This window comes from Inquilinus sp. OTU3971 (genome assembly GCF_038440215.1).
Map to the genome: position 1 here is coordinate 1 of NZ_JASATH010000045.1, position 25,983 is coordinate 25,983.

General features: G+C 71.3%; 28 protein-coding genes. 13 read left to right on the top strand and 15 right to left on the bottom strand.

The window, feature by feature from the left end:
- A partial coding sequence (locus AAHM41_RS13670; RefSeq protein ID WP_342237099.1) for a beta strand repeat-containing protein occupies positions 1-1,887 on the top strand: 1,887 nt, incomplete at its 5' end.
- Positions 1,888-1,931: 44 nt separating this feature from the next.
- On the opposite strand, the gene AAHM41_RS13675 is transcribed toward AAHM41_RS13670, so the two are convergent.
- The 5 genes from AAHM41_RS13675 to AAHM41_RS13695 all read right to left on the bottom strand — a co-directional run bounded on the left by AAHM41_RS13675 (position 1,932) and on the right by AAHM41_RS13695 (position 5,248).
- On the bottom strand, positions 1,932-2,465 hold the full coding sequence (locus AAHM41_RS13675; protein WP_342237100.1) for a GNAT family N-acetyltransferase: 534 nt from the start codon (positions 2,463-2,465) through the stop codon (positions 1,932-1,934).
- 39 nt (positions 2,466-2,504) lie between these two features.
- Entirely contained in the window at positions 2,505-2,753 is a 249-nt protein-coding gene (locus tag AAHM41_RS13680) for a DUF2312 domain-containing protein (RefSeq protein WP_034834984.1), read from the bottom strand.
- A gap of 210 nt (positions 2,754-2,963) precedes the next feature.
- Complete coding sequence (locus AAHM41_RS13685; protein WP_342237101.1) at positions 2,964-3,281, bottom strand: DUF1244 domain-containing protein; 318 nt, start codon at positions 3,279-3,281, stop codon at positions 2,964-2,966.
- A gap of 39 nt (positions 3,282-3,320) precedes the next feature.
- Positions 3,321-4,463 (bottom strand): carboxylate-amine ligase, encoded by a 1,143-nt coding sequence (locus AAHM41_RS13690; RefSeq protein ID WP_342237102.1) that lies wholly within the window; start codon positions 4,461-4,463, stop codon positions 3,321-3,323.
- Positions 4,460-5,248 (bottom strand): N-formylglutamate amidohydrolase, encoded by a 789-nt coding sequence (locus AAHM41_RS13695; RefSeq protein WP_342237103.1) that lies wholly within the window; start codon positions 5,246-5,248, stop codon positions 4,460-4,462. Before AAHM41_RS13695 ends, AAHM41_RS13690 begins: the two co-directional genes overlap by 4 nt.
- Positions 5,249-5,367: 119 nt before the next feature.
- Here AAHM41_RS13695 and AAHM41_RS13700 point away from each other — a divergent pair, with 119 nt between their 5' ends.
- Positions 5,368-6,150 carry an SDR family NAD(P)-dependent oxidoreductase gene (locus AAHM41_RS13700; protein ID WP_342237104.1) on the top strand — a complete coding sequence of 261 codons (783 nt, stop codon included), beginning with the start codon at positions 5,368-5,370 and terminating at the stop codon, positions 6,148-6,150.
- Here AAHM41_RS13700 and AAHM41_RS13705 read toward each other — a convergent pair whose 3' ends face one another.
- The gene (locus tag AAHM41_RS13705) at positions 6,151-7,038 is read right to left on the bottom strand and encodes an alpha/beta fold hydrolase (protein ID WP_342237105.1); all 888 of its coding nucleotides are present in this window, start codon (positions 7,036-7,038) and stop codon (positions 6,151-6,153) included. It lies immediately after the preceding gene.
- 100 nt (positions 7,039-7,138) lie between these two features.
- Positions 7,139-8,059 (bottom strand): DUF6454 family protein, encoded by a 921-nt coding sequence (locus AAHM41_RS13710; protein WP_342237106.1) that lies wholly within the window; start codon positions 8,057-8,059, stop codon positions 7,139-7,141.
- A gap of 141 nt (positions 8,060-8,200) precedes the next feature.
- On the opposite strand from AAHM41_RS13710, the gene AAHM41_RS13715 reads away from it, so the two are divergent.
- From AAHM41_RS13715 to AAHM41_RS13730, 4 genes are all read left to right on the top strand, one after another.
- Positions 8,201-9,085: a DMT family transporter gene (locus AAHM41_RS13715; RefSeq protein WP_342237107.1), complete on the top strand. Its 885-nt coding sequence runs from the start codon at positions 8,201-8,203 to the stop codon at positions 9,083-9,085.
- Between the two features lie 5 nt (positions 9,086-9,090).
- Positions 9,091-9,480 carry an ACT domain-containing protein gene (locus tag AAHM41_RS13720; protein WP_342237108.1) on the top strand — a complete coding sequence of 130 codons (390 nt, stop codon included), beginning with the start codon at positions 9,091-9,093 and terminating at the stop codon, positions 9,478-9,480.
- Positions 9,481-9,685: 205 nt separating this feature from the next.
- A complete protein-coding gene (gene pyk, locus AAHM41_RS13725; protein ID WP_342237109.1) occupies positions 9,686-11,125 on the top strand; it encodes a pyruvate kinase in 1,440 nt (479 codons plus the stop codon).
- A gap of 10 nt (positions 11,126-11,135) precedes the next feature.
- Positions 11,136-11,525 carry a nuclear transport factor 2 family protein gene (locus tag AAHM41_RS13730; RefSeq protein WP_342237110.1) on the top strand — a complete coding sequence of 130 codons (390 nt, stop codon included), beginning with the start codon at positions 11,136-11,138 and terminating at the stop codon, positions 11,523-11,525.
- 34 nt (positions 11,526-11,559) lie between these two features.
- Here the strand turns inward: AAHM41_RS13730 and AAHM41_RS13735 are convergent, their stop codons facing one another.
- From AAHM41_RS13735 to AAHM41_RS13760, 6 genes are all read right to left on the bottom strand, one after another.
- Entirely contained in the window at positions 11,560-13,746 is a 2,187-nt protein-coding gene (locus tag AAHM41_RS13735; RefSeq protein ID WP_342237111.1) for a xanthine dehydrogenase family protein molybdopterin-binding subunit, read from the bottom strand.
- Positions 13,747-13,753: 7 nt separating this feature from the next.
- Complete coding sequence (locus tag AAHM41_RS13740) at positions 13,754-14,740, bottom strand: FAD binding domain-containing protein (protein WP_342237112.1); 987 nt, start codon at positions 14,738-14,740, stop codon at positions 13,754-13,756.
- Between the two features lie 3 nt (positions 14,741-14,743).
- On the bottom strand, positions 14,744-15,361 hold the full coding sequence (locus AAHM41_RS13745; RefSeq protein WP_342237113.1) for a 2Fe-2S iron-sulfur cluster-binding protein: 618 nt from the start codon (positions 15,359-15,361) through the stop codon (positions 14,744-14,746).
- Between the two features lie 105 nt (positions 15,362-15,466).
- Positions 15,467-16,345, bottom strand: coding sequence for a helix-turn-helix transcriptional regulator (locus AAHM41_RS13750; RefSeq protein WP_342237114.1), 879 nt, complete (start codon positions 16,343-16,345; stop codon positions 15,467-15,469).
- A 95-nt stretch (positions 16,346-16,440) separates the two neighbouring features.
- Positions 16,441-16,998, bottom strand: a complete 558-nt coding sequence (locus AAHM41_RS13755) for a tetratricopeptide repeat protein (protein WP_342237115.1) — start codon at positions 16,996-16,998, stop codon at positions 16,441-16,443.
- A gap of 48 nt (positions 16,999-17,046) precedes the next feature.
- Complete coding sequence (locus tag AAHM41_RS13760; RefSeq protein WP_342237116.1) at positions 17,047-17,610, bottom strand: tetratricopeptide repeat protein; 564 nt, start codon at positions 17,608-17,610, stop codon at positions 17,047-17,049.
- A gap of 249 nt (positions 17,611-17,859) precedes the next feature.
- Between AAHM41_RS13760 and AAHM41_RS13765 the strand changes: the two genes are divergently transcribed.
- The 6 genes from AAHM41_RS13765 to AAHM41_RS13790 all read left to right on the top strand — a co-directional run bounded on the left by AAHM41_RS13765 (position 17,860) and on the right by AAHM41_RS13790 (position 23,402).
- Positions 17,860-19,803, top strand: coding sequence for a glycoside hydrolase family 15 protein (locus AAHM41_RS13765; RefSeq protein WP_342237117.1), 1,944 nt, complete (start codon positions 17,860-17,862; stop codon positions 19,801-19,803).
- 52 nt (positions 19,804-19,855) lie between these two features.
- Entirely contained in the window at positions 19,856-21,139 is a 1,284-nt protein-coding gene (locus AAHM41_RS13770; RefSeq protein ID WP_342237118.1) for a glutamate-5-semialdehyde dehydrogenase, read from the top strand.
- Positions 21,140-21,388: 249 nt separating this feature from the next.
- Positions 21,389-22,054, top strand: a complete 666-nt coding sequence (locus AAHM41_RS13775; RefSeq protein WP_342237119.1) for a nicotinate-nucleotide adenylyltransferase — start codon at positions 21,389-21,391, stop codon at positions 22,052-22,054.
- On the top strand, positions 22,035-22,481 hold the full coding sequence (gene rsfS, locus AAHM41_RS13780; protein ID WP_446719449.1) for a ribosome silencing factor: 447 nt from the start codon (positions 22,035-22,037) through the stop codon (positions 22,479-22,481). Before AAHM41_RS13775 ends, rsfS begins: the two co-directional genes overlap by 20 nt.
- Before the next feature lie 21 nt (positions 22,482-22,502).
- Positions 22,503-22,961 carry a 23S rRNA (pseudouridine(1915)-N(3))-methyltransferase RlmH gene (rlmH, locus tag AAHM41_RS13785; protein ID WP_342237120.1) on the top strand — a complete coding sequence of 153 codons (459 nt, stop codon included), beginning with the start codon at positions 22,503-22,505 and terminating at the stop codon, positions 22,959-22,961.
- 30 nt (positions 22,962-22,991) lie between these two features.
- On the top strand, positions 22,992-23,402 hold the full coding sequence (locus AAHM41_RS13790) for a DUF2306 domain-containing protein (protein WP_342237121.1): 411 nt from the start codon (positions 22,992-22,994) through the stop codon (positions 23,400-23,402).
- 21 nt (positions 23,403-23,423) lie between these two features.
- Here the strand turns inward: AAHM41_RS13790 and AAHM41_RS13795 are convergent, their stop codons facing one another.
- Both AAHM41_RS13795 and AAHM41_RS13800 read right to left on the bottom strand, forming a co-directional pair.
- Complete coding sequence (locus tag AAHM41_RS13795) at positions 23,424-23,900, bottom strand: hypothetical protein (protein WP_342237122.1); 477 nt, start codon at positions 23,898-23,900, stop codon at positions 23,424-23,426.
- Positions 23,901-23,925: 25 nt separating this feature from the next.
- Complete coding sequence (locus AAHM41_RS13800) at positions 23,926-24,297, bottom strand: hypothetical protein (protein ID WP_342237123.1); 372 nt, start codon at positions 24,295-24,297, stop codon at positions 23,926-23,928.
- A gap of 123 nt (positions 24,298-24,420) precedes the next feature.
- Between AAHM41_RS13800 and gpmI the strand changes: the two genes are divergently transcribed.
- A complete protein-coding gene (gene gpmI / locus AAHM41_RS13805) occupies positions 24,421-25,962 on the top strand; it encodes a 2,3-bisphosphoglycerate-independent phosphoglycerate mutase (RefSeq protein ID WP_342237124.1) in 1,542 nt (513 codons plus the stop codon).
- Positions 25,963-25,983 lie beyond the last annotated feature (21 nt).

Sequence of the window (25,983 nt, forward strand, 5' to 3'; positions counted from 1 at the left end):
CTCGGCACCGTCACCTTCGCCGCCGGCCAGACCTCGCGCACCATCCAGATCCGGGTCTGGGGTGACACCGTCCTCGAGCACAACGAGACGCTGTCGCTCGAGCTCTACAATCCGACCAACGGCGCCAGGCTCGCGGGCGGGGTCGCCACCCTTCGGGCCGTCGGCGGGATCATCGAGGATGACGGCAACCTGCCGGGCACCTCCGGCAACGACACCATCCTCGGCACGCCCTTCGCGGACTCGCTCTCGGGCCTTGCCGGCAATGACGTGCTCGAAGGCAATGACGGGCACGATACCCTGAGCGGTGGCTCCGGCAACGATGTCCTGCGCGGTGGCGACGGCATCGATACGCTCGACGGCGGCGACGGCTCGGACCAGATCGCCGGCGGTCGCGCGCCCGACCGGATCGATGGCGGAGCCGGCACGGACTATGCCAGCTACGCCTCGTCCAGCGCGGGCGTCTCGGTGAATCTGCTGACCGGGCGCGGCAGCAGCGGCGATGCCCAGGGGGACGTGCTTGCCGGCATCGAAAACCTGCTTGGCTCCTCCTTCGCCGACGTGCTGACCGGCAATGCGGGCGTGAACGGCCTGGACGGCGGCGCCGGGGCGGACCAGATGGCTGGCGGCGCCGGCAACGACACCTATGTCGTCGACAATGCCGGGGACGTCGTGACCGAGGCCGCCGGCGCCGGCGCCGACACGGTGCAGGCATCGATCAGCTGGTCGATCGGCACCAACCTGGAGAACCTGATCCTGATCGGCGCAGCCGCGCTCAACGGCAATGGCAACTCCGTGGCGAACAGCCTCACCGGCAACGCCGCGGCCAACATCCTGAATGGCGGCGCCGGGGCGGACCAGATGGCCGGCGGCGCCGGCAACGACACCTATGTCGTCGACAATGCCGGGGATGTCGTGACCGAGGCGGCGGGCGCCGGCACCGACACCGTGCAGGCATCGGTCAGCTGGACCCTGGGCGCCAACCTCGAAAACCTGATCCTGACCGGTGCGGCCGCGATCAACGGCACCGGCAACGGGCTGGCCAACAGCCTCAGCGGCAACGCCGCGGCCAATATCCTCAATGGCGGCGCCGGGGCGGACCAGATGGCCGGCGGCGCCGGCAACGACACCTATGTCGTCGACAATGCCGGGGACGTCGCGACCGAGGCGGCAGGCGCCGGCACCGACACGGCGCAGGCAGCGATCACCTGGAGTCTGGGCGCGAACCTGGAGAATTTGACGCTGCTCGGCAGCGGCGCGATCAACGGCACCGGCAATGCGCTGGCCAATGTGATCACAGGCAACAGCGGGGCCAACGTGCTGCGGGGCGGTGCGGGGGCCGATGTGCTGAACGGCGGCGGCGGCTCGGACACCGCCAGCTACTATGTCGCGACCGTCGGCGTGGTCGTCGACCTCGCGGCCGGAACCGGATCGGGCGGCGATGCCCAGGGTGACGTCCTGGTGTCGATCGAGAACGTCAATGGTAGCCTGGCCAACGACACCATCATCGGCAATGCCGGCGCCAACGTCCTGAACGGGTGGGCCGGCCGGGACGTTCTGACCGGCGGGGGCGGGGCGGACCGTTTCGTGCTGTCGTCGGCGTCGTACAGCCCGGCGGCGACCGCCACCCGCGACATCATCACCGATTTCACCCGGGCTCAAGGCGACCGGATCGATCTGTCGGCCATCGATGCGAACACGGCGGCCGCAGGCGACCAGGCCTTCGTGTTCATCGGCTCGGCGCTGTACTCGGCTGCGGGGCAGCTGCGCTTCGCCCAGGTGGGTGGGCAGACGGTCGTGGCGGGCGATCTCAACGGTGACGGCGCCTCGGACTTCCATATCGCGTTGAACGGCACGATCGCCCTGCTGGCCGCAGACTTCGTGCTGTAGCGCCGCGTGGCCCGGGCCGTCGGCTGTCGGGGAAGGCGCCGCCCCTACCCCGGCCGGGCGATCCGGTACAGCACATGCGGCCGCAGCGGGTCGCCGGGCGGGACGGTGACGTCCTCGAAATCGGCGATAGGGGCCAGGCCCAGCCGCTCCAGGGCGCGGCGCGACGGGGTGTTGATCGCCGAGGTGTAGCCGATCACCGCCGGCAGGCCGAACCGCGTCCAGGCGGCGTCGAGGCGGGCCCGGCCGATCTCGGTGGCGTAGCCCTGGCGCCAGAAGGCGCGGCCGAGGATCCAGCCGATCTCGGCCGGATGCTGCCCCGGCACCTCGGGGCCCGGGCGCGACAGCCCGCCGCCGCCGACCAGCGCGCCGTCGGCCTTGCGCTCGACCGCGACGAAGCCGAAGCCGTCCTCCGCCAGTCCGGCCGCCGCCTCGTCGATCAGGGCGTCGGTCTCGGCCGGCGTCAGCACGCTCGGGTGATAGTAGCAGCGGACCTCCGGATCGGCGTTGATCGCGGCAAAGGCCGCCCGGTCGCGGTCCTCCCAGGGACGCAGCAGCAGCCGGGGCGTTTCGAGTCGCATGATCCGATGCTCCGGCCGGCTGGAGACCAGGGCGGTCTCTTACTCCAGCATGCCGAGGGCCTGCTTGTAGAGATCGAGCAGCTCTTCCTGCTCGCGGCGGTCGTCCTGCTCCATCTTCCGCAGGCGGATGATCTGGCGGATGATCTTGGCGTCGAAGCCGGTGCCCTTGGCTTCGGCATAGACATCCTTGATGTCGCCCGCGATTCCCGCCTTTTCCTCCTCGAGCCGCTCGATCCGCTCGATGAACGACTTCAGGCGATCCGCGGCGATACCACCGACATCCGACATGGCTGGTCCTCAACAGGGTCTTTCAGGGCGCGGGACCATAAAGCGGCCGGGCCGGGCCGGCAAGCGGCCTGTCCCGGCCCAGCCCCGGCGCGGGACTCCGGCCGGCGGGGGGTGCGATTCCCCGCTCCGATTCGGGGGCCTGGCCAATCGCCCCGAGGTGGTCTCGTGTTGCCTCTCCCGCCTGGCGGGAGAGGCAAAAGGAAACGACCGTCAATGCTTGTTCGCCGCCTCAAACCCCTTCTTCTGGCCGGCCGAGGCTTCCTTCTGGTGCTTGGCCTTCCAGCTGTCATAGGGCTCGCCATAGACGACCTCGCGCGCCTCGGCATCCGGCAGCGGAATGCCGCGCTGCTCCGCCGCCTCGCGGTACCAGCGCGACAGGCAGTTGCGGCAGAAGCCGGCCAGGTTCATCAGGTCGATGTTCTGCACGTCGGTGCGCTGGCGCAGATGCTCGACCAGGGTGCGGAAGGCGGCGGCCTCCAGCTCGGTGCGGGTCTTGGCGTCGATTTCGGTCTTGGGGGACTCGGTCATGGCGGTGTCCACGGGTTCCGGAACTCGGGATGTGGGGTGTCAGGAGGCGGGCTGCAGCCCCTCCTTGGTCTCCAGGATCAGCCGGTCGACCACGCGGCGCAGCGCCTCGGCCTCGTCGGCACCCTGGGCCAGGGCCTGGTAATAGGCGGCGAGCTGGCGGTGGGCCGAGGTGCCTTGCGCCAGGATATTGCGCGCATGGGCGATCTCCGCCTCGCAGCCCAGCGCCGCCGCATCCTCCGCGACCATCGCCAGTACCTCCTCCAGCAGGTCGGCATAGGGTACCAGCTTGCCCTTGCCCCAGTCGATCAGCCCTTCCTCGAAGCCGTAGCGCATGGCGCGCCAGCGGTTCTCCTCGATCAGCACGCTGCGATAGCGGCGCCAGGCGATGTTCTGGGCCCGCAGGCGCCACAGCATGCGCAGCAGGCACTGATAGAGGGCGGCGACGGTCAGCCCGTCCTCGACCCGGGTGCAGACGTCGGTGACCCGCATCTCCAGGGTCGGGAAGCGGGCGGAAGGGCGGATGTCCCACCAGATCTTGCTGCCATCCTCGATCACCCCGGCCTGGACCAGCGCCGCCAGCGCCGCCTCGTATTCGCCGTAGCTCTGGAACTCCTCCGGCATGCCGGTGCGCGGCAGCTCGGAGAACACGGCCAGGCGGTAGGATTTCAGCTTGGTGTCGGTGCCCTGCCAGAATGGCGAGGAGGTGGTCAGCGACAGCAGATGCGGCAGGAAGTAGCGGATCTGCCGCATCAGGTCGATGCGCAGATTCGGGTCCTCGATCCCGGCATGGACATGGGTGCCGCAGATCAGAAGGCGCCGCACCGGCACGCCGAGATCGCGCGCCAGCTGGTCGTAGCGGCTGCGGTCGGTGTGCTTCTGCGGCCGCCAGGTGCCGAAGGGGTGGGTCGAGGCCGCGATCAGCGCCAGGCCGTGCCGCTCCGCCTCCTCCACCACCGACCGGCGCAGCCGGGTCAGCTCGGTCCGCGCCTCGGCGATGCTGCGGCAGACCGGGGTGCCGACCTCGACCTGGCAGCGGAAGAACTCGCGGGCGACGGCGCCCTCATGCCGGTTCTCCAGCGCCTCGACCAGCTCGGGCGGCGGGTCGGGCACCAGGTCGCGGCTGACCGGGTCGACCAGCAGGTACTCTTCCTCGATGCCGAGGGTCAGCGCGGGTTCGGTCATGCGACGGCCTGCAGCGGCTGGTACAGGGCCTGGTCGGCCAGGATCGGGGCGAAGATGTCGGCCATCCGGTCGGCCCAGGCCGCGGCCGCGGCGTCGGCGGCGATCAGGTCCTGCCGCATCTCGATCAGCACATGCGGCAGGCCGCGCGGCTCGGCGTGGTGGTGGATGGTGTAGCCATGCTCGTTGCGGCCGGAATAGGGCTGGTTGTCGCCGACCGTGATCTCCGGGTCGCGGCGCAGCGCCTCCATCAGCGGCAGCGGGATACGGCCGTCGTCGCGCCACAGCACCCCGACCTGCCAGGGCCGGGCGAAGCCGCGCATCACCGGCGTGAAGCTGTGCAGCGACAAGAGCGCCGGGGCCGGGCAGCGCGCCGCGATCCGGTCCAGCTGTTCGGCGATGGCGTCGTGATAGGGGTGGAAGAAGGCGTCGGCCCGGGCCGCCTCGTCCTCCCGGCTCAGTCTGGCGTTGCCCGGCACGATCACGCCGTCGCTGATGGCGCAGATCGAGGTCGGGTCATCGATCTGCCGGTTCGGGTCGAGGATCAGCCGCGAATAGCGGTGCAGCAGCAGCGGCGCGTCCAGCCGCCCGGCCAGGCGGCGGGAGAAGGCCTCGATGCCGATGTCGTAGGCGACATGGCGGTCGAGCGCCCCGGCCTCCACCCCCAGCGTGCCGAGGGACTTGGGGAAAGCCCGGCCGGCATGGTCCGCGACCAGCAGGGCGCAGGCCCTGCCGTCGGGGTTCACCAGCTCGAAGGGCGGCGGGTCGTCGGGTCCGAGGAGCGTCATCCCGGGCAGCCTAGCAGGGCGCCGTGGGGCTGTGGAGAGCGGCGCGACGCAACGCCAGGGTGCACGGCGGCGAATTGTCGGACATCATAGGACCTATCAACGCCATTCGAGGTAAGCCGATGACCCCCCTCCCCGTCTTCCCGGATCTCGCCGGCAAGGTCGTCCTGATTACCGGCGCCAGCACCGGCATCGGTGCCGCCGCAGCCCGCGCCTTCGGCCAGAACAGGGCCAGGGTGGCGGTGAACTACAACTCCAGCCGCGAAGCCGCCGAGGCCGTGGTCGCCGACATCAAGGCCGCCGGCGGCGAGGCGATCCTGGCCGCGGGCGACGTGACGAAGCCGGAGACGGCGCAGGCTCTGGTCGAGCAGACAGTGGCCGCCTTCGGCCGGCTGGACGTGCTGATCAACAACGCCGGTGCGCTGGTCAAGCGCACCCCGATCGCGGACTACACCGACGACTTCGTCGACGCGGTGCTGGACGTCAATGTCCGCCACGTCATCCGCTTCATGCGCGAGGGCTCGGCCCAGATGCGCAGGCAGGGCGGCGGCGGGTCGATCATCAATCTCAGCTCGATCGCCGCGCGGCATGGCGGCGGCCCCGGCTCGGTGATCTACGCCGCCGCCAAGGGCTTCGTCGCCGTCGCCACCCGCGGCTGGGCCAAGGAGCTGGCGAAGGATCGGATCCGGGTCAACGCGGTCTCGCCCGGCGTCATCACCACCCCGTTCCATGAGCGCTTCTCGACCCCGGAGCAGCTGGCGGCGATGCAGGCGACGATCCCGATGAACCGGCTGGGCGCGTCCGAGGACTGCGCCGCCGCCTTCCTCTACCTCGCCTCCGAAGCCGCCAGCGGCTACGTCACCGGCCAGATGGTCGAGATCAACGGCGGCCAGTACATGCCGTAGCTACTTCCAGTCGGCGGTGCTGCTCTCGCCGTTCAGGAAGGGCAGCACCGTCGCCGGCAGCTGCGGCGACAGGAAGATGTCGTAATGGGTCACGCCGGGCAGGATGGCCAGGCGGTTCTGCGACATGTGCTCGCGCTGCCAGCCGGCGTCGCGCAGCCCGCCGCCGAGCAGCTGGTAGAACGTCACCACATGCTCCGGCCGGTACATGTCGCTGTCGCCGAAGACCAGCATCACCGGCATGGTCAGCTTCGGCACATCCGCCGAAAAGTCATAGGGCTTGCGCATCAGCGCGCCCATGGCGTCGAGCAGCCGCGGGAAGTCGTCCGGCTTCGGCGCCACCGCGACATATGATTTGTACATCGGCGTGCCCTTCATCATCTCGGCCATGCCGGCGCCGACCGCGGCCTGCTGCGGCAGCATCTCCGGATAGAAGCCGTCCTGGGCGTAGCCGGCCGAGACCAGGGCCAGCCGGCGCACCATCTCCGGATGCTGCACCGCCAGCTGGAAGCCGACGCCGCCGCCCAGCGAATAGCCCAGCACATCCGCCTTCGCGACGCCGAGCTGGCGCAGGATCGTGGCCATGTCGGCGCCCATCGCCACCAGGTCGATCGGCCGGTCGCCCAGCGGCGTGCGGCCATGGCCCTGCAGGTCGACGGCGATGACCTGGCGCTTCTCCGTCAGCGCCGGCAGCAGCGGCGCGAACATGTCGATCGAGCCGAGCCCGCCATGCAGCAGCAGCAACGGCTCGCCCTGGCCGCGGACCTCGTAATAGTAGCTGATGCCGCCGGCCTCGGCATGGCCGCTGCGGACCGCCTGGGTCTGGGCGGCGGCGGGCACGGCGATCAGAGTCGCGGCCGCGAGAACCCCGGTCAGGATCGTCTTCAACATGTCGGGCTCCATCCCTGGCTGGCGGGTTGCTGTCCGCCATGATGCGCTGGCCCAAGGACGCCGCCGCCCGGGCAGCCCCGACATCCCGCCTCAAAAAAGTTCAGGGCGTCTCGTAGACGAAGATCCGCGAGGTGCCGTCCTCCGGCATCGCGGTCAGCCGCAGGCCGCTCCGCGTCGCCTCGACCAGCACCGGGTTGCGGGTCATGGCCGTGCCGTCCTCGGTCCACAGCAGCACCGGCACCTGGAAGGTCGGCCGGCCGGTGGCGAGGTCGACGATCTCGATCCCGCCCAGGCCGAAGACCGGCGCATCCGGCGTGCGGCGGAACTCGGTGATGCCGGTGCAGATGGCGCGGCCGACCGGCAGATAGGCGCAGTCCTGGTAGTCGAGATAGTGCTCGGGATTCAGCGTGACCGCAGGCGGGGTGGAGGCGTCGATCCTGCCCTCGGCATCCAGGCGCCAGGTGTAGAAGCGGCGCGAGCCCCAGCTGACGCCGTGCAGCGTGTTGTGGTCGGTGTCGTGCACCAGGCCGCCGATATGATCGTCGACGCGGCCGACCGCGACCGCCTCCAGCGTCTGCGGATCGACCCGGTACAGGATCGAGCGGCTGTTCGGCCGGTATTCGGCCACCGGCACCCACAACCAGCGCCCGTCATAGTCGATGCCGCCGGGATGGTAGATCGAGCCCTCGCCGAGCGTGACATGGCCGATCTGCCGGCCCTGGGCGTCGAGCTTGAACAGATGTCCGGTGCCCTGGCCGGTGTCGCGGTCCATGCCGTCCTGCGGCTGGGCATAGCGCTTGGTCGGCACGGTGATCTCGACCGAGGAGGCGAAGATCGCGTCGCCGGCCCGGGCGAAGCCCTGCGGGTGATAGGTGTCGAACGGCACCGGAATGGTCTCGACCAAGCGCCACCGGGTCGAGCGCGACAGCCCCTCGATCCGCTGGCCCAGATCGTCCGGTGCTGCGACGGCGGCACCGGCGGCGACGGTCAGGGCGATGGCGAGTCCGGCACGGCGAAGCATGGCGATTCCCCTCGAATGGCGGCGCGCGCATCCTGCCGCCGCGCCGTGACGGTTTGATGATGGTCCCGCGCGGCGCGCCGGTCTCCCCTGCGCGCCCCGCCATGGCCCGGGAAGGGTGGGGCAGACTAAGCTCCGGCCACCATGAGCGACGCCGTTCTGTCCCCCTCCCCTGCCCAGCGCCTGGCGCTGCCCGCCCTGATCCTGGGCGGGCTGGCGATCGGCAGCTCGCCGATCTTCGTGCGGCTGTCGGAGGTGGGACCGATCGCGACGGCGGTCTGGCGCGTGGCCCTGGCGCTGCCGATCCTGTTCCTGTGGTACCGGGCCGAGCGCGCCAAGGGCGAAGCGGCGCGGCCGCAGAGCCTGGCCGATTGCGCCGCCCTGGCCCTGCCCGGCCTGTTCATCGCCGCCGACCTGGTGGCCTGGCACTGGGCGCTGGCCATCACCTCGGTCGCCAACGCGACGCTGCTGGCCAATCTGGCGCCGATCTTCGTCACCCTCGGCGCCTTCGTCCTGTTCCGCACGCCGATCCGCCCGGTCTTCGCGACGGGGCTTGCGGTGGCCATCGCCGGGGTGGTGGTGCTGAAGCGCGGCGGCTTCGGCGACGGCGCGCTGGCCGGCGACGCCCTGGCCGCCCTCGCCGCCGTGTTCTACGGCGGCTACATCCTGGCGGTCGGCCGGCTGCGCGACCGCTTCTCCGTCGCGACCATCATGCTGTGGACCAGCGCCATCGCCGCCGCGGCGACGCTGCCGCTGGCGCTGCTGATGGAACCCACCCTCCTGCCGCCGACGCTGTACGGCTGGGCCATCCTGATCGGCCTGTCCTGGGTCTCGCAGGTCGCCGGGCAGAGCCTGATCACCTATGCGCTGGCCTGGCTGCCGCCGGCCTTCTCCTCCCTCACCCTGCTGATCCAGCCGGTCGCGGCCGCGGCCCTGGCCTGGATCGTCCTGTCCGAGCCGCTGGGGCCGGCCCAGGGGCTGGGCGGCGCCCTGGTGCTGGCCGGTATCCTGATGGCCCGGAAGGCCTGACCGCCATGGCCGAGACCCGCCTCACCTTGAGCCTGCTGCCGGAAACGCTGGCCGTGGCCCGGCTGCCGGCGGGGGCGGCGCTGCCGGGCTGGGTCGACTGGTCCGATCCCTTCGTCACCGTCAGCCGCACCCGCGACGAGCTGTCGGTGGTGTGCCTCGAGGCGCGGGTGCCGGCGGAGGCGCAGGCCGAGCGCGGCTGGCGCGGCTTCAAGGTCGAGGGTCCGCTCGACTTCGCCCTGACCGGCATCCTGGCCCGACTCGCGGCGCCTTTGGCCGAAGCCGGCATCAGCATCTTCGCGATCTCGACCTACGACACCGACTACCTGCTGGTCCGGACGGCCGACCTGGAGGCCGCGACGGCGGTGCTGCAGCGGGAAAACACGGTGCGTGTCTGACCCGCAACACCGGCCCTGAAGCCGCGCATTTCCGCGCGGATCGGGCGGTCGACGAAATATTAAGTCCGCGTAATATCCGAATCTCCGCGCACATTCGACGTTGGCGAAGGGCCGCGGATGTGATTTCTTCCCGCCCGTCGGCGCGGCGGGTTTGGGGATCGTCGTGCCCGGGCCCTGCGCCGACACGTGATCCGGGAGTCCAGCCATGCCCAAGAAGCGCCCGTCGTTCCGCCGCACGCGCCAGACCAAGATCGTCGCCACGCTGGGCCCCGCCACCAGCTCGGCCGAGGCGATCCGCAAGCTGTTCGAGGCGGGCGTCGACGTCTTCCGCCTGAACTTCAGCCACGGCAAGCAGGAGGACCACGCCGCCCGGCTGGCCCTGATCCGCGAGGTCGAGCGCGACTTCGACCATCCGATCGCGGTGATGGCCGACCTGCAGGGGCCGAAGCTGCGCCTCGGCACCTTCGCCGAGGGCCCGGTGAAGCTGACCGAGGGCCAGAGCTTCCGCCTGTCGCTGCAGCCGCGCACCGGTGACGCCACCGGCGTCACCCTGCCGCATCCCGAGATCTTCGCCGTCCTCGAGCCCGGGCAGATCCTGCTGCTGGACGACGGCAAGGTGCGCCTCAAGGTCGTCGATTGCGGCCCGGACTTCGCCGACACCGTGGTCGAGGCCGGGTCGCGCCTGTCCGACCGCAAGGGCGTCAACGTGCCGAATGCGGTGCTGCCGCTGTCGCCCCTGACCGCCAAGGACCGCGAGGATCTGCGCTTCGCCCTCGACATCGACGTCGATTGGGTGGCGCTGTCCTTCGTGCAGCGGCCGGAGGACGTCGCCGAGGCCCGCAAGCTGATCGCCGGCCGAGCCCAGGTGATCGTGAAGCTGGAGAAGCCGGCGGCGATCCAGCATCTGGACGAGCTGGTCGAGCTGACCGACGCGGTGATGGTCGCCCGCGGCGACCTCGGCGTCGAGATGCCGGCGGAGGACGTGCCGTCGCTGCAGAAGCGGATCATCCGCGCCTCGCGCCAGGCCGGCAAGCCGGTGATCGTGGCGACCCAGATGCTGGAGAGCATGATCATGGCCCCGACCCCGACCCGGGCCGAGGCCTCCGACGTCGCCACCGCCGTGTTCGACGGCGCCGATGCGGTGATGCTGTCGGCCGAGACCGCTTCGGGCGAATACCCGATCGAGGCGGTGACGATGATGGACCGGATCGCCCGGCGGGTGGAGACGGACCCGATCTACCGCACCATCCTCGACGCGGTGCATTACGACCCGGAGAGCACTGCGGCCGACGCCATCACCGCGGCGGCGCGGCAGGTGGCGCACACCATCGGCGCGGTGGCGATCGCGACCTACACCACCTCGGGCTCGACCACGCTGCGCGCGGCGCGCGAGCGGCCGGAGGTGCCGATCCTGTGCCTGACCTCGAACCTGCAGACCGCCCGCCGCATGGGGCTGTGCTGGGGCGTGCATGCGGTGCACACCGAGGATGTCAACAACTTCACCGAGATGGTCGGCAAGGCTTGCCGCCTGGCCAGGCATGACGGCTTCGGCGGCGCCGGGCAGCGCATCGTGGTCACGGCCGGCGTGCCCTTCGGCACCCCCGGCAACACCAATGTGCTGCGCATCGCCTGGATCGAGGATTGACCGGCCGCCGATGACCAATTCCCCGATCGCCGCCAACCAGGCCTTCTATGCCGCCCTGGCGCAGGGCGACGCGGCCGCCATGGAGGCGCTGTGGTCGCGCCGCCAGCCGGTCGCCTGCATCCATCCGGGCTGGCCGATGCTGGCCGGGCGCGAGGCGGTGATGAAGAGCTGGGCGGCGATCCTGAAGGATCCGCCGCGGATCACCGCCGAGGCGGCGCGGGTGCTGGACTATGGCGACACCGCCATCGTGCTGTGCATCGAGAAGATCGGCGACAACCGGCTGGCGGCCACCAACGTGTTCAGCCGCGAGCCCGAGGGCTGGCGCCTGGTGCACCACCAGGCCGGCCCGACCCGCGAGGCCGCGCCCGCCCCCGCCAAGCCGACCGGCACCATCCACTGACCGGCTACCGGTCTCGGCGGACTGCTGGCCGGGATCACACCTCCGCCAACGGCAGGCCGGGCAGCAGCTTGTCGAGGGTGATCGGGAAATCCCGCACCCGCACGCCGGTGGCGTTGTGGACGGCATTGGCCACCGCCGCCCCGGCGCCGCAGACACCGAGCTCGCCCAGGCCCTTGGCGCCGAGCGGGTTCGCCCGTTCGTCGGGCTGTTCCAGGAACACGACCTCCAGCTCCGGCACGTCGGCATGGACCGGGACGTGGTATTCGGCGAGGTCGCGGTTGACGAAGCGGCCGTGGCGCGGATCGAGATGCGTCTCCTCCATCAGCGCCGCGCCGAGGCCCCAGGTCATGCCGCCGATGACCTGCGACCGCGCGGTCTTGGCGTTGAGCAGGCGGCCGGCATCGATCACCGCCAGCATGCGCCGCAGCCGGACCTCGCCGGTGTCGATGTCGACCGCGACCTCGGCGAACTGGGCGCCGTGGGAGTGCTGCGAGTAGGCCTTGTAGTCCGGGTTCGCGGTCATCGGGGTCGACGCCCCCTCGGCCTCGAGCCCGTCCGGGGCGACGCGGGCGAGGAGGTCCGCCGACGGCGTGCCGTCGCCCGTCCCCGCCGCCTCGGCGATCTTCGCCCGGAGGGCGAGGCAGGCCTGGTGGACGGCGGAGCCGGAGCTCGCGGCGCCCCAGGAGCCGCCGGAGCCGGCGGTGCGCGGGAAGCGGCTGTCGCCAAGCTCGACCGTCACCGCCGAGAGCGGCACGCCGAGCCGTTCGGCCGCGATCTGGGCCAGGATGGTGTAGGTGCCGGTGCCGATGTCGGTCATGTCGAGCTGCACGGTCACCCGGGCGCGGGCGTCGATCGCCACCCGGGCGGTCGCGGCGCCGAGGTAGTTGGGCCGGATCGCCGCCGCCACCCCCATGCCGATCAGCTTGCGGCCCTCGCGGCGCTGCCCCGGCACAGCGCTGCGGCGGTCCCAGCCGAAGCGGCGCGCGCCCTCGCGCAGGCAGCCGACCAGGTTGCGGCTGGCGAAGGGCACGCCACGTTCCGGATCTTCGGCCGGCTCGTTGCGGAGCCGGAGCTCGATCGGGTCGAGGCCGAGCCGTTCGGCCAACTCGTCCATGCCGCATTCGAAGGCCATCAGCCCCGGCGCCTCGCCGGGCGAGCGCATCCATTCGCCGCGGCGGAGGTCGACCGGCACCAGCCGGTGCCGGGTCAGCCGGTTCGGGGCGGCGTAGAGCGACCGGGTGACGACCGCGGTCTGCTCGCAATACTCCTCGATCCGGGAGGTGGCCGAGCAGACGTCGTGGCCGAGCGCCGTCAGCCGCCCGTCCCGGTCCGCCCCGAGGCGGACCAGATGCATCATCTCCGCCCGATGGCCGGCATTGCCGAACATCTGCTGCCGGGTCAGCGCGATCTTGACCGGACGCCGCAGCACCCGCGCGGCCAGGGCGGCCAGCACCGTGTCGGCATGCACCGTCAGCTTGGCGCCGAAGCCGCCGCCGGTGAAGGGGCTGACGATCCGGACGTTTTCCGGCGGGATGCCGAGGGTGTTGGCGATGCCGGCTCGGAAATTCGCCAGGGTCTGTGCCCCGGTGCGGATCGTCACCGTGTCGCCGGACCATTCGGCCAACGTGGCGTGCGGCTCCATCGGGTTGTGGTGCTCATACGGCGTCCGGTACAGCGCCTCGACCTTGACGGGCGCGGCGGCAAAGGCGGCCTCGAAATCGCCGACGGCGCTGTCGGTCTGCAGGCCGGCATTCGCCCGCGGCGGCGCATAAGCCTCGGCCAGGCGGCCGGCGAGATCGAAGGCACCGGCCTCCTCCTCATATCGGACCCGGATCAGTGCGGCCGCGGCGCGGGCGGCCTCGAAGCTCTCGGCCACCACCAGCGCCACCGGCTCGTCATGGAAGCGCACGCGGTCGTCGGCAAGCATGGGCCGGGCCCGGGTGAACACCTCAGGCGGCGTCGGCGTGACCGGTGGGCCGAAGGCGGCCTGCGCCGGCGCGTTGCGATGCGTCATCACATGCAGCACGCCCGCCGACCGCTCCGCCTCCGCCGTCTCGATCGCCGCGATCCGCCCGCGGGCGATGGCGGCGCCGAGGATGACGCCATAGGCCGGCACCTCGGCCGGCACATGCTCATAGGCATAGGTCGCGCGACCGGTGACCTTGAGGGGGCCGTCGACCCGGTCGACCGGCTTGCCGATCACGGCGCTGTCGTTTGCCATCATTCCCTCACGCGCGCTCGACGGCCGCGGCCAAAGTGTGCCGCAGCGTCCGTTGCGCCAGCTGGATCTTGAAGTCGTTGCCGGGGCGCCCTTGCGCATCGGCCAGGGCGGCTGTGGCGGCGTCGCTATAGCTGCCGTCCGCCGCGGCGGCGCCGGCCAGCACCCGCTCCGCCTCCGCCACGCGCCACGGCTTCGGCGCCACCCCACCCAGGGCGATGCGGGCGCTGCGGATGCGGCCGTCTTCGGCCTCGACGATCGCGGCGACCGAGACCAGGGCGAAGGCGTAGGAGGCACGGTCCCGCACCTTGCGGTAGATCTGCCAGCCCGGCGGCGGCGGCGGCAGGACCACCGCCGTGATCATCTCGCCGGGGCCGAGCGCGGTCTCGACATCCGGGGTGGTGCCGGCCGGCCGGTGCAACTCGCCGACCGGGATCGCGCGCGTCCCGCCGTCGGGCCGGATGGTCTCGACCCGGGCGTCGAGCGCGGCCAGGGCCACCGCCATGTCGGAAGGGTGGACGGCGATGCAGTCGTCGCCCGCCCCGAGCACGGCGTGCATGCGGTTGAAGCCGTCCAGCGCGGCGCAGCCGGAGCCGGGGCTGCGCTTGTTGCAGGGCAGCGCCAGGTCCTGGAAATAGGGGCAGCGGGTGCGCTGCAGCAGGTTGCCGCCGGTCGAGGCTTTGTTGCGGATCTGCCCCGACGCCCCGGCCAGCAGCGCCTGCGCCAGCACCGGATAGCGCTGCCGCACCGCCGGGTCGGCGGCGAGATCGCCGTTCCGCACCTGCGCCCCGATCCGCAGGCCGCCCCCGGGCGTCGGCTCGATCCGGTCGAGCGGCAGCCGGCTGATGTCGACCAGATGGGTCGGCCGCTCGACCCCCAGCTTCATCAGGTCGAGCAGGTTGGTGCCGCCGGCGATGAAGCGGGCCCCGGGCCGGGCCGCCACCGCTGCGGCCGCCCCCTGCACGTCCACCGCGCGCTCATAGGTGAAGGGCTGCATCGCTCACGCCTCCGCCACGTCGCGGATCGCCGCGACGATGTTGGGATAGGCGGCGCAGCGGCAGATGTTGCCGCTCATCCGTTCGCGGATCTCGGCATCGCCGAGCTCGACGACATCGGCGCCGGCGTGGCTCGGCCAGCCGGAAGCGGCCTCGCCCAACATGCCGATGGCGGAGCAGATCTGCCCCGGCGTGCAGTAGCCGCACTGGAAGGCGTCGCGGGCGACGAAGGCGGCCTGCATCGGGTGCAGCGCGTCGCCCTGCGCCAGGCCCTCGATGGTGGTGATCTCGTCACCCTCATGCATCACCGCGAGGGTCAGGCAGGCGTTGATCCGCCGGCCGTTCACCAGCACGGTGCAGGCACCGCACTGACCGTGGTCGCAGCCCTTCTTCGACCCGGTGAGGCCGAGCGTGTTGCGCAGCGCGTCGAGCAGCGTCGTCCGGGTGTCCAGCTCGACCGCCCACTCCTGCCCGTTGATCGACAGGCGGAGCGCCGCCGTCCGGATCGGCGCCGACTGCTGCGCCGTGGCAGGCGCGGCGGCGGTGAAGACCAGGCTGGCCGCCGCACCAGCCTCCAGCACGGAACGGCGCGTCGGCCCGGTGTTGCCGTCAGCTGCGGCCATGGAGCATCCCCGTCTGCGGGACGAGGCGGCGCAAGCCGACCCTCGTCGATACCGGGGAGGTGGGGGCGACGCGTCCCGGCTGCTGTCAGGAAACCGGGCGGCCTGTCAGGATTCGGGAAGAATCCGCATCCGGTGGGTCCGGGGGCAGGTGCCACGGAGACGCCGGAAGGTGGCGGTGAAGTGGCTCTGGCTCGAGAAGCCGAGGCGGATGGCGATGGTCCCGATCGGCAGGGCGGCGTCGGCGAGCAACGCCTCGGCCCGGCGGATCCGCTCCTCCAGCACGAAGGCGTAGGGTGCTGTGCCGGTCGTGGCCTTGAAGCGGCGGGCGAAGCTGTCCGCGCCCATGCCGGCGGCTTCGGCCATGCCGGTCAGCGAGATGTCGTCGGCGATGTGGGCGTCGACATAGTCCCGGACCCGCGCCAAAGCGCGGCGGCCGAGCCGCCCGTGGCGGGACGGCGGCGGCGGGGCGTGGTCCAGCGCCGCCAGCCGGAACCCCAGCAGGGCCAGAAGGTGCTCGACATAGGCGGCATCGGGCCGGCAGCCCAGCGCAATCTCGGCCTGCAGCGCGCCGATCAGCGCGCCGACCACGGCGTCGTTGCGGTTCACCAGGATCGGCAGGTCGGCCAGGCGGTCGGCGCGATCCCAGGCGGGGTCGATCCACAGGGCGGAATAGCGTAGGTCGGCGTCGCGGTAGACGCCGGTCCGCTCGGCCCCGGCCGGGACGAAGGTGAAGACGCCCGGCCGGTCCGGGCCGTCGAACAGGAGCCTGCCATCGGCCTGGACGCGGGTGCCCGCGGTCCGGCCGGCATCGGTCAGGACCAGGAGGTGCCGCGGCGCGGTCCAGCACATCTCCACCTCCCGGCACACCCAGCGCCGGTGGTCGAACAGCACCCTGGAGCCAAACCAGGAGGCCCGGTGCAGCTGGACCGTCGCGTCCTCGCGGGTCCGGATCTGCCCGTCGCCGAAGATGGGGCGGATCGACATGGCGGCTGGATCTCCCGTGGCGGCGCAGATGCTTCCGATGTGGGAGCACGGACGTCCGGTTGAACCGGTCGCGTCGGATCGCCGCGCCGGCGGCGCTAGATCGGGTCCCCGGCCTGGAGCTTCTTCAGCCGCTCGATCTGGGCGTGGGCGGTCGCCATCTGCGGGTCGATGACCAGGACCCGCTGATAGGCGTCGATCGCGCCCTGGATGTCGCCGAGCTTGATCCGGCACAGGCCGAGGCCCGACAGCGCGCCGAAATGGCGGGGCTCGCGCGCCAACACTTGGTCGATGTCGGCGATCGAGCCCTGAATGTTGCCGCGCAGATAGCGCACGGTGGCTCGCCGGTTCCAGCCCTCGGCATAGGCCGGGTCGCGCTCGATCACCGCGGTGAAGGCGGCCTCGGCCACGGCGTGGTCGTCGCTCGCCATCGCGGTGTTGCCGCGCTCCATCAGCCCCGGGACGTCCGGGTCCTTGCCGTCATAGGCGAACCAGAGCTGCCAGATCCGGATCTGCAGCCCCGGCTCTTCCTCCGGCGCCGCCGTCTTCAGCTGGTCGAACAGCGCATCCAGCCGCGCCGCCCTGTCCTGGGCCCCGGCCGGGCCGGCCAGGACGAACAGCACCATCGGCAGCAGCAGGGCGAGAATGCGGCGCATGGCATGGAGATCGGTCCGGCCCGGCCGCTCGGCAAGTGGCGAGCCGGGTCAGAGCGGGTAGCCGGCGAGATATTTGCGCATCAGCGCCGCCTGGCTCCGGGCCGGGGCGTAGTGCGGGTCCAGCGCCAGCACCCGCTCGAAGGCATCCAGCGCGGCCTGGTGGTCGCCCTGCAGGGTCCGGCAGAGGCCGAGGCCGAACAGCGCCCCGAAATGCCGCGGCTCCAGCACCAGGGTGCGGTCGATGTCCCGGACCGCGCCGTCGCAATCGCCGCGCATGAAGCGCACCACCGCCCGGCGGTCCCAGCCCTCGGCGAACTCCGGCGCCCGCTCGACCACCGCGGTGAAGGCAGCTTCCGCCACGGCGTAGTCGCGCTGCAGCAGGGCGGCGTTGCCGCGCCGCAGCAGGTCCGGGACCAGCGGGTCGGTCCCCTCATAGCTCAGCCACAGGGTCCAGATCTGCCGCTCCAGCCGCTGCGCCTCCGCCGCATCTTCGGTGGTGCGCAACTGGTCGAGGAGAGCATCGAGACGAATCGGCGCATCCGCCGCCGAGAGGGTCCCGCACGGCGCCGCGAGAACGGCCATGACCACGGCCAGGATGCGCAACGCCTTCATAATCAGAAGATTGGGGCCTGTTCCTGAGAAGACAACATCAAAGATTGCAATAACCGGGAGGCGGCTGCGCGTCCGATGCAAGGTGTCGGGCAGCGCATTATTCGACATCGCGATCGGGACCGCTATGGTGATCGGATCGATCGCAGGCGGCCGGGCGCGCGGCGTTCCGTCGCGGTGTAAGGTATCAGCGCAGCGGAACAAACCGGCTCTTCCCACCTTCCCCGGCATGACGACACAGCGGAGATCGACATGGCGTCACTGACAGGGCAACCGGATGCAGTCCCCACCCCGGCCGCCGACGGCGCCGAGGGCCGTGCCACCGGCAAGCAGCCGAAGGTGCGCACCGAGGGGCGCTTCACGGGCCCGGCGGGGCGGATCGAGGACTACGCCATCATCGGCAACTGCCGCACCGCGGCCCTGGTCGGGCGCGACGGGTCGATCGACTGGCTGTGCCTGCCGCGCTTCGATTCCGAATCCTGCTTCGCCCGGCTGCTCGGCGATGTCGAGAACGGCCATTGGCAGATCGCGCCGGACGACCAGCTCGCCGCCCGCAGCCGGCGCCGCTACCGCGGCAACACGCTGGTGCTGGAGACCGAGTTCGAGACCGACACCGGCACGGTCGCGGTGATCGACTTCATGCCCCTGCCGCACCGCGAGGACGAGCTCTCGATCATCCGGCTGGTCGAAGGCCGCGAGGGCAGCGTGCCGATGCGGCTGGAGGCGGCGTTCCGCTTCGACTACGGCCGCATCGTGCCCTGGGTCCGGCACCGTCCGGACGGCATCGTCGCCATCGCCGGCCCGGACGCCCTGCGCTTCCGGTCGCCGATCGCGCTGCACGGCGAATCGATGAAGACGGTCGGCGACTTCACGGTCGAGGCCGGCGACCGCCTGCCCTTCATCCTGACCTGGTATCCGTCGCATCTGCCGGAGCCGGGGGTGATCGACCCGTTCCGGTCGCTGATCGACACCGAGACCTGGTGGCAGGGCTGGGCGCACAGCTGCACCTATGACGGCCCCTATCGCGAGGCCGTGCTGCGCTCCGCCCTCACCCTCAAGGCGCTGACCTATGCCCCGACCGGCGGCATCGTCGCCGCCGCCACCACCTCGCTGCCCGAGGAGCTGGGCGGCGAGCGCAACTGGGACTACCGCTACTGCTGGATCCGGGACGCGACCCTGACCCTCTACGCCCTGCTCGGCGCCGGCTTCACCGAGGAGGCGACGGCCTGGCGCGACTGGCTGCGCCGGGCCGCGGCCGGGCGGCCGGAGCAGCTGCAGATCATGTACGGGCTGGCCGGCGAGCGCCGGCTGACCGAGCTGGAGATCCCCTGGCTCTCTGGCTACGAGGGCAGCAAGCCGGTCCGGGTCGGCAACGGCGCCCATGCCCAGCTGCAGCTCGATGTCTATGGCGAGCTCTTGGACGCGATCCACGTCGCCCGCAAGAAGCGCCTGACCCACCCGCACGACGCCTGGCGGGTGCAGCGGGTGCTGCTCGGCTATCTCGAGAAGATCTGGCACAAGCCGGATGAGGGGCTGTGGGAGATCCGCGGCCCCCGGCGGCACTTCGTGCACAGCAAGGTGATGGCCTGGGTCGCCTTCGACCGGTCGATCAAGGCGGTCGAGCAGTTCGGGATGGAGGGGCCGGTCCGGGTCTGGCGGGCGCTGCGCGACCGCATCCATGCGGAGGTTTGCGCCCAGGGCTTCTCCGAGCACCGCAACAGCTTCGTCCAATCCTATGGCTCCGAGATGCTCGATGCGGCGCTGCTGCAGATCCCGATGGTCGGGTTCCTGCCGCCGGACGACCCGCGGGTGATCGGCACCGTCGAGGCGATCGAGCGCGAGCTGACCGTCGAAGGCCTCGTCCGGCGCTACGAGACGGATTCGGGCGTCGACGGCCTGGCCGGCGAGGAGGGCACCTTCCTGGTCTGCAGCTTCTGGCTGGCCGATGCGCTGGCCATGATCGGCGCCGTCGACCGGGCCACGGTGCTGTATGAACGGCTGCTCGGCCTTGCCAACGATCTCGGCCTCCTGGCGGAGGAGTACGACCCGATCGTCGGGCGCCAGCTCGGCAACTTCCCGCAGGCCTTCAGCCATATCGGGGTGATCAACACCGCCCTGAACCTGGCCGAGCTCCGCGGCCCGGCCGAGGATCGCAGCCAGGACGGGCATGACGCCCCTGCGACCGAAGCGCAGTGAAACTGGCGGAAACCTGCGCTAGGCTGCCGCATCGACCTTGGAAGCCTGCACGATGACCGCCCTGTTCGACGCCGAGACCGAAAGCACCGCCGAGCTGATGCGCCGCCTGGGCGCCGCCGCGCGCAGCGCCGCTGCCGCGCTGGCCCTGGCGCCGCGACCGCAGAAGGACGCGGCGCTGACGGCGGCGGCGACAGCGATCCGCGACGACCGCGACCTGATCCTGGCGGCCAATGCCGAGGACATGGCGGAGGCGCGACGGAACGGCGTCGCCGGGTCCTTCCTCGACCGGCTGGCGCTGGACGAGACGCGGATCGAGGCGATCGCCCAGGGGCTGGAGGCCGTGGCCGCCCTGCCCGACCCGATCGGCACGGTGCTGGCCGACTGGACCCAGCCGAACGGGCTGCGCATCCAGCGGGTGCGGGTGCCGCTCGGCGTCGTCGGTGTGATCTTCGAGAGCCGGCCCAACGTCACCGCCGACGCCGCCGCGCTGTGCCTGAAGTCCGGCAATGCCTGCATCCTGCGCTGCGGGTCGGAGAGCTTCCGCAGTTCCACCGCCATCGCCGCCGCGGTCGGGCACGGGCTGAAGAAGGCCGGGCTGCCGCGCAGCGCGGTGCAGGTGGTGCCGACCCGCGACCGCGCCGCGGTCGGCGAACTGCTGGGCCTGACCGGGTTCGTCGACGTGGTGATCCCGCGCGGCGGCAAATCGCTGACCGCCCGGGTGGCGGCGGACAGCCGGATCCCGGTGCTGTGGCACCTGGACGGCATCTGCCACACCTATGTGCACGAAGCCGCCGATCCGGAGATGGCGCGGCGGGTCGTCTACAACGCCAAGATGCGGCGCACCGGCGTCTGCGGCGCCACCGAGACGCTGCTGATCGACCGCAGCGTCGCCGGGACGATGCTGCGGCCGATCCTGGACGACCTGATCGAGGCCGGCTGCGAGATCCGCGGCGACACCGTGGTGCAGGCGATCGACCCGCGCGTCCTCGCCGCCTCCGACGACGACTGGGACACCGAGTATCTCGACGCCATCCTGTCGGTGAAGACGGTGGACGGGCTGGACGCCGCGATCGAGCACGTCAACCTGCACGGCAGCCACCACACCGACGGCATCGTCACCGCCGACGAGGCCGCGACCGATGCGTTCCTGGCCCGGGTCGACAGCGCCATCGTGCTGGTCAACGCCTCGACCCAGTTCGCCGATGGCGGCGAGTTCGGCATGGGCGCCGAGATCGGCATCGCCACCGGCCGGCTGCACGCCCGCGGCCCGGTCGGCACCGAGCAGCTGACGAGCTACAAGTATCTCGTCCGCGGCGCCGGCCAGACCCGGCCCTGACGGCCGGCGGGATCACCATCGATTGTACCCATCCGCAATGCCCTTTCGATCCATTCTCCCCCTCCCCTTGCGGGAGAGGGCAGGGGGAGGGGTGTCCCTCCGCATGAGCTGGTGGACAGTCGACTTCGGACATTCGCAGGTATCGAGCCATCTGTTTGGCCTTAGACAGCCCCCTCCCCCTGCCCCCTCCCGCGGGGGGAGGGGGAGCATTGATGATACGGCCATAGTTCCCGCGGGTGGGCTTGCGCCATGCTGACCCCGCCCAATTCCCGGCATGGCCGGATCTGGGACGGCTGCCGCGTCGGGCTGCTCGGTGGGTCGTTCAACCCGGCCCATGACGGGCACCGGCACATCAGCCTGGAGGCGATGAAGCGGCTGGGCCTGGATGCCGTGTGGTGGCTGGTGTCGCCGCAGAACCCGCTGAAACCGGCCGACGGCATGGCGCCCTTCGCCGAGCGGATCGACTCCGCCCGCCGCGTCGCCCGCCACCCGCGCATCGTCGTCACCGGGATCGAGGCCGAGCTCGGCACCCGCTACACCGCCGACACGCTGCGGGCGCTGACCGCCCGCTTCCCGCGGACCGAGTTCGTCTGGCTGATGGGCGCCGACAACCTGGCGCAGATCCGCCACTGGCAGCGCTGGACGAAAATCTTCGAGACCGTGCCGGTTGCCGTCTACGACCGTCCTACCTATTCTCTAAGGGCGTTGTCGGGATTGGCGGCGCAGCGGTTCGCGCGGGCGCGGATCGACCAGGATCACACCCGGGCTCTGGCCGGAACGGCCGCGCCGGCCTGGGTGTTCTTCCTGGCGAAGCGTCATCCGGCCTCGGCCACGGCGCTGAGGGCCGCGCGGCAGTTTCGTCCCGACCTTGGCGACGCCGCGGCGCATAAGCGCCGTGCCGCCGCACAACCTTGAGGTGAACGCCATACGACCGAACACCGAGACGCCCCGGGCCGAAGCCGGGCGTCTGCCGCCGGGCCTCGCAGCCAGCCTTGCCCGGCCTCTGCTCGAGACTGCTCTGACGTCGCTCGACGACGACAAGGCCGAAGATCTGGTCGTGATCGACCTGACCGGCCGGTCCTCCATCGCCGACAGCCTGATCATCGCCACCGGCCGCTCCTCGCGCCAGGTCGCCGCCATGGCCGACCATCTGCTGGAGAAGCTGAAGCCGCTGGTCCCCGGCCCGGTTCAGGTCGAGGGCCAGGCGCGCGGCGACTGGGTGCTGATCGACGCCGGCGACGTGGTCGTCCATCTGTTCCGCCCCGAGGTGCGCGACTTCTACGCCCTCGAGAAGATGTGGGACGACGACGCCGAGCGGGTGACCCGCATCGGCACCGCCTGAGCGGGTCCTGACGGTTCCGCGATGCGGCTGACCATTGCCGCGGTCGGCCGCGCCCGTCCGGGGCCGTTGCGCGATCTGTTCGACGACTATGCCGGCCGCTCCATCTGGCCGCTGACCCTGCGTGAGGTCGAGGCCCGCAAGGGCCTGTCCGGCTTCGCCCTGAAGCGCGAGGAAGCTGCGCTGCTGCTGGCCGCGGTGCCGGCCGGGGCCGCCGTGGTGGCGCTGGACGAGCGCGGCCGCGACCTCGACAGCGTCGCCTTCGCCCGCCTGCTCGGCCGCTGGCGCGACGAGGGGCGCGGCGAGTTGGCCTTCCTGATCGGCGGCGCCGACGGCCATGACGATTCGGTGCGCGATCGCGCCGAGCTGCTGCTGTCCTTCGGCCGCCTGACCTGGCCGCACATGCTGGCCCGGACGATGCTGGCCGAGCAGATCTACCGCGCCCAGACCATCCTGAGCGGGCACCCGTATCATCGGGCGTGAACGCGTGACGAAAGGGGAGCGGGAAAGACCATGTCGCTCGCGCCGCTGCTGGACGCCCCGCTCGCCATCCAGATCCATGTCGCCGCGGTCTGCATCGCCGTCATCCTGGCGCCGCTGCAGTTGATCCTGCCGAAGGGGACTCCGCGCCACCGCGCCATGGGCCGGGTCTGGGTCACGGCGCTCGTCGCCGCCTGCCTCAGCGCGTTCTTCATCCTCGACCGTCCCCTGCCGCCACATGTCGGGCCGGTGAGCTGGCTTCGCCTCCTGGCCGTGCTCACTCTGATCAGCCTGTGGTGGGCGGTCAGCGCGGCCCGTCGGCACGACATCGAGCGCCACCGCCGGATAATGCGGAAGATCGTCTACTTTGCTCTCGGGATCCCGCTGATCGCCGCCTTCGCCGTTCCCGGCCGCATCATGTTCCGGGTTCTGTTCGGGTCCTGAGATGCGCCGAGGCCGGCGCCGTCACCCCGTCGCCGCGAAGTTGCGATAGCTGCCGATCAGCTCCTCCACGGGGCCGGAGCGGCAGCCGCGCTCGCGGGCCAGGCTGGCGGCGTCGCGCTCATTCGCGGCACGCCGGCTCCCGAGCTCCTGCCAGACCGCGGACTCATTACCCGGAGCGCCCGAGGCGCCGGCGAGCTGCCCGGCCGCTTCGGATTCCGCCTGCGACAGCACCTGTCCGAAGCGCTGCTCCTGCTGCGGGTCGAGCCGCACCCGACAGGACCGGGCGGCGGATTCGGCCCGCACCATGGCGTCGTAGCGCTGCAGCGCATCGCCGGCATGGCCCGCCTGCTGCGGCACCCGCCCCGCCCCGGAATAGCTGGAATAGCCGGGGTAGCCGGAATTGCCGGGGTACCCGGGATCGATATAGCCTTGCTCGTTGCAGCCCGCGAGGGCGAGAACCGCCACCACCGCGGCCAATCCGAGGCGCGTGATGCGCATCGCTTCCTCCGTCATCGTCGTCAGGTCAGCCCTGACCGGCGGACAAACGCTCGGCGAGGGCGATCAGATCCATGATCTGCGGATCGGAGCAGCCACGCGCTGCGACCGCATCGCGCACCACCCGCTCCTGCTGCGTGCGGCGAGACGCGATGTCGCCCAGCACCTCCGGATCGGTCGGCACCGTGCCCTCCCGCTTGGCCAGAGCTTCGGTCGCCTGGCGCTGGGCCTCGACCATGGCGTCGGACAGCCGGGCCTCCCGCCCCTCCTCCAGCGCCGCGCCGCAGACGTAGCGCGCGGCATTGGCCCGCAGCGCCGCCTGCCAGCGGTCGACCGGATCCTTGGTGTCATAGGCGGCGCCGACCACCGGGCCGGCACAGCCGGCGAGCAGCAGGGCCATGGAAAGCCATCGGGTGCCGAACCTTGCCATGCCGCCTCCGTTCCGGGCCGCCCTGGGCGAAACGCCCTTGTGCCGGCGGCGCCAATCGATACATGAAGGGCGGATTCCGAGAAAGGACATGCGATGAGCGCAGCGACCCCACCCCGTCCCGTCGTCCTCTGCGTCCTCGACGGCTGGGGCTGGCGCGAGGAGGAGGCGGACAACGCCGTGCGCCTGGCCGACACGCCCAATTTCGACCGGCTGTGGGCCGAGGAGCCGCACGCCTTCCTGCAGGCCAGCGAGGAGGCCGTCGGCCTGCCGCACGGCCAGATCGGCAATTCCGAGGTCGGGCACATGAATCTCGGCGCCGGCCGGGTGGTGTTCCAGGACCTGCAGATGATCTTCAACGCCATCGCCGACGGCTCGCTGGCCAGGGCCAAGGCGCTGCAGAAGCACATCGCGGCGCTGAAGGCCTCCGGCGGCACCTGCCACCTGATGGGCCTGCTGTCGCCCGGCGGCGTGCATGCCCATCAGGACCAGATCGCGGCGCTGGCCAGGATCGTCGCCGAGGCCGGGGTGCCGGTGGCGATCCATGCCTACACCGACGGCCGCGACACCCCGCCGCGCGCCGGCGCCGACTATCTGCGCCGCTTCCTGCAAGACATCGACGGGCTGTCGAACGCCCGCGTCGCCACGGTCGACGGGCGCTACTACGCCATGGACCGCGACAAGCGCTGGGAGCGGGTGGAGAAGGCCTACCGGGCCGTTGCCGAGGCCAAGGGCGAGGCGGCGCCGGACCCGGTCGCCGCGGTCGAGGCCGCCTACCGCGCCGACACCGGCGACGAGTTCATCCTGCCGAGCGTGATCGGCGACTATGCCGGCATGAAGGATGGCGACGGCGTGCTGTGCGCCAATTTCCGGGCCGACCGGGTGCGCGAGATCCTGCAGGCGCTGCTGGACCCGGCCTTCGACGGCTTTGCCCGCACCCCGGTCCGCTTCGCCGATGCCTGCGGCATGGTCGAGTATTCCGACCTGCTGAACCGCTTCATGTCGGCGATCTTCCCGCCGAAATCGATCGACAAGGGCCTGGGCGAGGTGGTGGCCGAGGCCGGCAAGACCCAGCTGCGCACCGCCGAGACCGAGAAGTACCCGCATGTGACCTTCTTCTTCAACGGCGGCGAGGAGACGCAATTCCCCGGCGAGGACCGGATCCTGGTGCCCTCCCCCAAGGTCGCGACCTACGACCTGCAGCCGGAGATGTCGGCGCCGCAGGTGTGCGAGAAGCTGGTCGCGGCGATCGACAGCGGCAAATACGACCTGGTGGTGGTCAATTTCGCCAACCCGGACATGGTCGGCCACACCGGCATCCTGGCGGCGGCGATCAAGGCCTGCGAGACGGTCGATACCTGCCTCGGCAAGGTCGAGGCCGCGGTGCGGCGCCAGGGCGGCGCCATGATCGTCACCGCCGACCACGGCAATGCCGAGCTGATGCGCGACCCTGTCACCGGCGGCCCGCACACCGCGCACACGCTGAACAAGGTACCGGTGATCCTGGTCAACGAGCCGGAGCCGCGCCGCAGCCTGCACGACGGCAGGCTGGCCGATGTGGCGCCGACCCTGCTGGCGCTGATGGGGCTGCCGCAGCCGGAGGAAATGACCGGCCGCAGCCTCGTCGACGCCTCCTGAACGCCGCAATCAGGGCGGCAA

Coding starts and splice junctions, on each gene's coding strand:
- AAHM41_RS13675 (WP_342237100.1), bottom strand. CDS start 2,465: ATGCGACTCGAAACGCCCCGGCTGCTGCTGCGTCCCTGGGAGGACCGC.
- AAHM41_RS13680 (WP_034834984.1), bottom strand. CDS start 2,753: ATGTCGGATGTCGGTGGTATCGCCGCGGATCGCCTGAAGTCGTTCATC.
- AAHM41_RS13685 (WP_342237101.1), bottom strand. CDS start 3,281: ATGACCGAGTCCCCCAAGACCGAAATCGACGCCAAGACCCGCACCGAG.
- AAHM41_RS13690 (WP_342237102.1), bottom strand. CDS start 4,463: ATGACCGAACCCGCGCTGACCCTCGGCATCGAGGAAGAGTACCTGCTG.
- AAHM41_RS13695 (WP_342237103.1), bottom strand. CDS start 5,248: ATGACGCTCCTCGGACCCGACGACCCGCCGCCCTTCGAGCTGGTGAAC.
- AAHM41_RS13700 (WP_342237104.1), top strand. CDS start 5,368: ATGACCCCCCTCCCCGTCTTCCCGGATCTCGCCGGCAAGGTCGTCCTG.
- AAHM41_RS13705 (WP_342237105.1), bottom strand. CDS start 7,038: ATGTTGAAGACGATCCTGACCGGGGTTCTCGCGGCCGCGACTCTGATC.
- AAHM41_RS13710 (WP_342237106.1), bottom strand. CDS start 8,059: ATGCTTCGCCGTGCCGGACTCGCCATCGCCCTGACCGTCGCCGCCGGT.
- AAHM41_RS13715 (WP_342237107.1), top strand. CDS start 8,201: ATGAGCGACGCCGTTCTGTCCCCCTCCCCTGCCCAGCGCCTGGCGCTG.
- AAHM41_RS13720 (WP_342237108.1), top strand. CDS start 9,091: ATGGCCGAGACCCGCCTCACCTTGAGCCTGCTGCCGGAAACGCTGGCC.
- pyk (WP_342237109.1), top strand. CDS start 9,686: ATGCCCAAGAAGCGCCCGTCGTTCCGCCGCACGCGCCAGACCAAGATC.
- AAHM41_RS13730 (WP_342237110.1), top strand. CDS start 11,136: ATGACCAATTCCCCGATCGCCGCCAACCAGGCCTTCTATGCCGCCCTG.
- AAHM41_RS13735 (WP_342237111.1), bottom strand. CDS start 13,746: ATGGCAAACGACAGCGCCGTGATCGGCAAGCCGGTCGACCGGGTCGAC.
- AAHM41_RS13740 (WP_342237112.1), bottom strand. CDS start 14,740: ATGCAGCCCTTCACCTATGAGCGCGCGGTGGACGTGCAGGGGGCGGCC.
- AAHM41_RS13745 (WP_342237113.1), bottom strand. CDS start 15,361: ATGGCCGCAGCTGACGGCAACACCGGGCCGACGCGCCGTTCCGTGCTG.
- AAHM41_RS13750 (WP_342237114.1), bottom strand. CDS start 16,345: ATGTCGATCCGCCCCATCTTCGGCGACGGGCAGATCCGGACCCGCGAG.
- AAHM41_RS13755 (WP_342237115.1), bottom strand. CDS start 16,998: ATGCGCCGCATTCTCGCCCTGCTGCTGCCGATGGTGCTGTTCGTCCTG.
- AAHM41_RS13760 (WP_342237116.1), bottom strand. CDS start 17,610: ATGAAGGCGTTGCGCATCCTGGCCGTGGTCATGGCCGTTCTCGCGGCG.
- AAHM41_RS13765 (WP_342237117.1), top strand. CDS start 17,860: ATGGCGTCACTGACAGGGCAACCGGATGCAGTCCCCACCCCGGCCGCC.
- AAHM41_RS13770 (WP_342237118.1), top strand. CDS start 19,856: ATGACCGCCCTGTTCGACGCCGAGACCGAAAGCACCGCCGAGCTGATG.
- AAHM41_RS13775 (WP_342237119.1), top strand. CDS start 21,389: ATGCTGACCCCGCCCAATTCCCGGCATGGCCGGATCTGGGACGGCTGC.
- rlmH (WP_342237120.1), top strand. CDS start 22,503: ATGCGGCTGACCATTGCCGCGGTCGGCCGCGCCCGTCCGGGGCCGTTG.
- AAHM41_RS13790 (WP_342237121.1), top strand. CDS start 22,992: ATGTCGCTCGCGCCGCTGCTGGACGCCCCGCTCGCCATCCAGATCCAT.
- AAHM41_RS13795 (WP_342237122.1), bottom strand. CDS start 23,900: ATGCGCATCACGCGCCTCGGATTGGCCGCGGTGGTGGCGGTTCTCGCC.
- AAHM41_RS13800 (WP_342237123.1), bottom strand. CDS start 24,297: ATGGCCCTGCTGCTCGCCGGCTGTGCCGGCCCGGTGGTCGGCGCCGCC.
- gpmI (WP_342237124.1), top strand. CDS start 24,421: ATGAGCGCAGCGACCCCACCCCGTCCCGTCGTCCTCTGCGTCCTCGAC.